Annotated in this window: 3 protein-coding genes; all 3 read right to left on the bottom strand. The window is 34.6% G+C overall.

The window, feature by feature from the left end; genetic code table 11:
* Positions 1–229 precede the first annotated feature (229 nt).
* Positions 230–1,612: a T9SS C-terminal target domain-containing protein gene (locus EHC72_RS22315; RefSeq protein WP_131539935.1), complete on the bottom strand. Its 1,383-nt coding sequence runs from the start codon at positions 1,610–1,612 to the stop codon at positions 230–232.
* 51 nt (positions 1,613–1,663) lie between these two features.
* Positions 1,664–4,447, bottom strand: coding sequence for a TonB-dependent receptor (locus EHC72_RS22310; RefSeq protein ID WP_131539934.1), 2,784 nt, complete (start codon positions 4,445–4,447; stop codon positions 1,664–1,666).
* Between the two features lie 112 nt (positions 4,448–4,559).
* Entirely contained in the window at positions 4,560–5,063 is a 504-nt protein-coding gene (locus tag EHC72_RS22305) for an Mpo1 family 2-hydroxy fatty acid dioxygenase (protein ID WP_131539933.1), read from the bottom strand.
* Positions 5,064–5,909: the final 846 nt, after the last annotated feature.

Here is a 5,909-nt window from a genome sequence, read left to right as displayed (position 1 = left end):
CTTGTATTTATTAATCATAGAAATGGATGGATAAATCCTGTGACTGGATGGAAAATTATGCAAGCACAAATTGCTATATTTTTTGAGGACAGATTTAATCAATGACACAGTTTATTGAACAGACCCTTAATACCTTGTACCGGATTTAAAAAAAACCAATTAAAATTTATATTACACAAAAAAGGCCAGGGCAATTGCCCTGGCCTTCCATTTTTAAAATGATTAATAATTAGAAACTTGCACCAGTAGAGGCAGATGAACCTGCCTTTAAGGTAAAGTTTGGAGTTGTTAAATTAAAAGGAGCATTTAATAAAGTTGCTGCTGTTGCTTCATCAATAATAGAATTTCCTTTAGATGTTAAGTATGCCTTAAGCAAATCTGCTGATGCAAATGAAAGTGTTGCTCCATCGGCTACAACATCTTTACCTGCTGTAAAAGACTGATATATGTTATTTTTAATTAACGACGAACCATCAATCAATGCATCACCAGTTTCTTTATCTCTAATATCAATACCATATTTAAAACCGATAAAAATTGAATTTGCTAAAATCATTTTAGATCCTCTTCTCCATAAATTAGCATACTCATGTTTAGCGTCAACAGCTATATTCCCTGGGCCAATTAAAGTCATGTTTGAAATAACTGGGCGGGTACGTGGGCTTGAATCGAATACTTTTTCTGAGTTATCAGATTCTATCCCGTTTGATTGACCTGCCTGATCCGCTAAAGAAGGATCTCTTTGGGCTACCAAGAACTGTAATTTACCAGAGAAACCGTTATCAAAATCAAATACATCGTCAACATTAGCAATAGAAACTAAGTGTTTCGCATTAACTGTACCACCAAACCACTCGAAAGCATCATCACCAGAATAAGAAACCTGAACATAATCAACAACGGTTCCCGAACCCACTGATCCAAAAGTAATACCGTTAATTTCATTATTTGTTGCATAAGCAATACCTGGAAATTCTACACGCACATATTTAAGTACTCCTGAGTTATCTGCCGGATCTGTACCACCGTGATTACCTTCTGGTAAGGTTAAACCACCTTCAATTAGTCCAGCTCCACCAGGGATGTTGTTGGTAGATTTACCCAAGATAATAATACCACCCCAATCGCCTGGAGCTCTTGATCCTACTGCCTGATTTGAAGTAAAAACAATTGGTTTAGCAGCAGTTCCTTCAGCAATTAATTTTGCACCGCGGGTAACCACTAATGTACCTTTAGTGTTTTTATCTCCACGAATTACAGTACCAGCCGGGATAGTTAATGTTACACCTTCCTTAACATATACAAAGTTGTTTAATAAATAAACTTTGCTAGCATCCAATGTAGTGTTAACAGAAATAGTTCCTGATAAAGTTTCGGTTGCTGCTCCGTAAACTGTTGTTTGAGGTGTAAAGTTTGTCCAGTTAGCAGTCCAATCTGCAGTACCAAAGGCACCTTTGTAAGCAACTTTATCAAAAAAAGCATCAGCCAAAGAAGCGTTAGAGTCTACTTTCGTAGGTTCTTCAATTGGAGTACTGTCTTTTTTACAACCTGAAATAGTTGAAGCTCCTGCAACCAAAACGGCCAATAAGCTTAAATTTAACTTGTTTTTCATTGTTTTAATTGTTTTTCTGTTTACCCTATGGCTCTGTGCCGTTTTATTGTTTTAAAAGAATTTGTATGATAAGCTGAGTGAAATTGTTGAACCAAATCGATCAGAGATATTGATATTATCAGTTTTTCTATCAAACGAGGCGTCAGGATCAGAACCTTTAACTTTTTGATAAAAAATAGCCTCGTTATTAAATATATCGCTGTAGTTTAACTTTATTTCAGCTCTTGATTTTGCGAATTTTTGAGAAACCTGAAAGTCTAAGATATTCCTAGAGTACTCATAAATATCAGGATCTTCAACGTTACCAATTGCCCAAATACGCGGACCTACACGATTATATAATAAGGTTGCTCCTGTAGAATTTTGTTTTTTTGAATTATAGGATAGTCCAGCATTTATTAAGTATGGCGATTGACCCTGCAATGGCCTGCTTCCTGTAGCATTTACTAGTTTAGAAACCTTCACCTTTGATTTTATCCAAGATGCATTTGTGTTAAAAGTTAGGTTGCTAAGAGACTCATCAATAAATTTAAGGGATTTTCTAAACTCCATTTCTAAACCATAAACAGTTGCTGATTTAGAATTTGCATAACTTAATGATCTACCTGAAGTACCCAATTGCAGGGTTTGCTCTATAGGTAAATCAAAGTATTTATAAAAGGCCGATACAGAAAATGTTTCACCAGATGAAGGATATATGGCATAACCTAAATCTATATTAGTTGTTTTAGACTGTTTTAGCCCCGCATTACCTCTTACATTTACGTTCTTATTAAAATCATAGAAAGGAAATGGAGCAAGCTCTCTAAATTCTGCACGTCCAACAGTTTGGGAACCAGAAAGCCTTAAGTTAGCTTTATCACTAATATTATAAATTAAATTTGCCGATGGTAAAAGATTAACTGCTGTAGAATCTACGTTAACTGGTTTACCATTATCTTCACTTTTTAGAGAAAGTTTATAAGACTCTAATCTTGCACCAATACCTAATCTTAATTTTTCAGTTAAATAACCATCAAACATGATATAACCTGCATTAAGAAAAGCAGTAGCCTGATATTGATCACTCCCATTGGTAATTTCATTAAGAACAAAACCATTAGGGCGAATATTTTCCGGCGAAAAGATTTTATCTTGAGGAAAAGTTAATAATGAGTTATCAAAGTTTCCATTTCTTATAAAACCAATTACTCTTGCGCTAAAGTCTCTATCTCTGTATTGACCAAAATAACCAACTTTAAACTTATTATTTTCTCTAAACCAAGTTACTGGTATGGTTACATTAGCTGCTGCACCATAAGAATTTTCGTTTAATACAGAATTAAAATTCCCTGCCAAAGCAGCTACAGCCGATCCAGTTTGTACGGAGGCGATACCATCTTTGGAGTAATCCATACGCTTATAGCCTGGCTCTTTTCTATCTGTATTGGCATAATTTACATTCCAATCTAATTTAATTTTGCTTAAGGTCGATAGCAAGTGCTCACCTGCCAGCTGGTTGGTTAATAAAGATCGTTGAAGCAAATAATCACCTGTTCTAATAAATTGCCCTCCAGCATCATCAACACCTACCCTATAGGTAAATTGATTTTCTAATATCCTATTGTATAAGTTTTTTAATGATATTTTATTATTACCCCATGAGTAAGCAAAGTTTGCTAAAGCACCAATATTTGTATTGAAACTGTACATATCATCATGAAACTGATCTCCTAATGACTGGCCTACATATGCTTTCTGCTCACTAGTTTTCAGTCTTTCATCGTATCTATAGGTTAAAGAAAGTACTGTTCCAAATTTTGAATTATTTTCAAAAACCTTACTATTTCCATAATTAGCCTGAAAGATTGGTCCCAATGTAGACTTATCAGAGTTATATCCCCAGTTATTGGTAAATTGTTTTGATAATGTAAAAGTTTCAGGAGAACCATTAGGAAGTGCCTGATATTCTTTTGTTGAAGGAAAGGAAGACGGAATATCTCGTCCTTTATCATAAAAGCCAAAAATTTCATTACCACCTTTTGGAGCAGAAAGAAAATCCTTAAATGCAGATTGGAAATTGTAAGATGTACCTAAAGAAAGATTTAAAAATTTATTATCAGGAAAATCTTTCGTTGTTACCTGTACTACACCTCCTGAAAAATCGGCAGGAATATCAGCAGAAGCAGTTTTATTAATAACAATAGCATCAATTAAGTTAGAAGGAAGTATATCAAAAGAAAATGCACGTTTATCTACTTCAGTATTTGGAAGCATAGAGTTATTAAGCATGGCAGAGTTATACCGATCTGATAATCCACGAACAATAACAAATTTATTATCTTGTATACTTGCGCCACTTACTCTTTTTAAAACCTCGGATGTATTACGATCGGGGCTTTTTCTTATTAGCTCGGCTGAAATACCACTTGAAATGCTGATGCTTGATTTTTGATTTGCATATAAAGTATTTATAGATTCTTTGCTGGCATTCCCTCTAATCACAACATCACTAAGATTTTGCGAACCAGCTTCTACCATAACAACATCTAGTGTTGTAGCATTATTTACCTTTACTTCAACATCAGATATGCTTTTAGAAGCATAGCCAACATAAGAAACTTCAACAATATATTTTCCAGGTATTAATGATGGAATAATATAACGGCCTTCAACATCTGTTGATGCGCCTTTAGTTGTACCTGAAATTTTAACCGTAACACCAATTAGCGTTTCGCCAGTTTTATTATCCGTTATCTTACCAGAAATTTTTCCTGTTTGTGCATAAGAAAGCACACTAATCGTCAAAGCGAACACAGTAAGTGCCGCTCTTTTAAAAGAGTTTAGTAAATCCAATTTTGTCCTTATTTGATAAGGACAAAACTATTACCACAGCGTTAACTACATGTTACACGCCAGTTAAGATTTCTTCACCTTAATGTTAATGTAATATTATCGGTTTATGGGGTTAATATCTAATTCCTACTTTAATGCAAATGAAATGCAATAACCAGATTGGGCCTATTAACAGGAATTTAACATCATCTAAGAAAGATGGTTTTTTGCCTTCTATTTTATGACCAATAAATTGACCAATCCATGCTAAAACAAAAATGATTGCACAAACAAGCCAAACAGCTGGTCCGCCGGCAGCCTGCCAATGCTCTAAAGATACAATGCCCCAGCTCATTAAAAACACAAGCAATAACATCATATAAGAAAGCACAACAGATAAACGGTAGTAATAATAGATAGAAAAAGCGATTAGAAACGATGCCCAGTTGATATAACCATTGTATCTACCTAAAAATTCTATATGTGGAAATGGTATAGACCAAACCAGCCCTAATAAACTGAAGATAATTAAAGGAACGCATATCCAGTGAATCACTTCATTTGTTTGATTATTATGGCTTTCCTGATATTTATCAAAATAAATATCTACAGGACGTTTGGCTTCTACGGTTTTCATATCTCTGATGATTTTGCCATCGGCACAATGTGACGATAGATTTAATGTGTAAAAATAAAAAAAGCACCTGAATAATTCACCGCTTATTATTTTATTAATTATTATCCTTTATAAATTCAGGGTGATAAACTATTTAAGTTATATTTTAATTAAACAATTTGCCATAACTAATTAGCAAACCCAAACCACTGTTTATTTGTTAAGATTACCATTAACACAACGTCATTACCAACCGAAGCCTGGGTTTAGCGAAGGCGAAGCAATCTTAATTGCAGGATAATTATAGTAATTGTATTAAACCATGTAAGATATTTAAGCATGAAAACAATTTGTCTTACCAAGACGGACGTTTCTTCTATTTGCAAAGATTGCTTCGTGCCTCGCAATGACGGGTAACCTGGACTGATGGTAATGGAGGTAACTGGTATGGTGATGAAAGTTGTTATAGCAAAACTGCCTAAGCCCATTAGCAAATCCAAACCACTGTTTCTTCGTTAAGCTTACCATTAACACAACGTCATTACGAACCGAAGCTAGGGTTTAGCGAATGCGTGAAGCAATCTTAATTGCAGGATAATTAAAGTAATTGGATTAAACCATCTAAGATATTTAAGAGCATTTAAGCATGAAAAACAATTGTCTTGCCCAAGACGGACGTTTCTTCTATTTGCAAAGATTGCTTCGTGCCTCGCAATGACGGGTAACCTAGACTAACGGTTATGGAGGTAACTGGTATGGTGATGAAAGTTGTTATAGCAAAACTGCCTAAGCCCATTAGCAAATCCAAACCACTGTTTCTTCGTTAAGCTTACCATTAACACAACGTCATTACGAACCGAAGCTAGG

The sequence above is a fragment of the Pedobacter nototheniae genome (genome assembly GCF_004335085.1).
Lineage (GTDB): Bacteria > Bacteroidota > Bacteroidia > Sphingobacteriales > Sphingobacteriaceae > Pedobacter > Pedobacter nototheniae.
This window is presented reverse-complemented; position numbering and strand designations above follow the sequence as displayed.

Excerpts from the sequence above, each read along its gene's own strand:
- EHC72_RS22315 (WP_131539935.1), bottom strand. The coding sequence starts at position 1,612 with ATGAAAAACAAGTTAAATTTAAGCTTATTGGCCGTTTTGGTTGCAGGA.
- EHC72_RS22305 (WP_131539933.1), bottom strand. The coding sequence starts at position 5,063 with ATGAAAACCGTAGAAGCCAAACGTCCTGTAGATATTTATTTTGATAAA.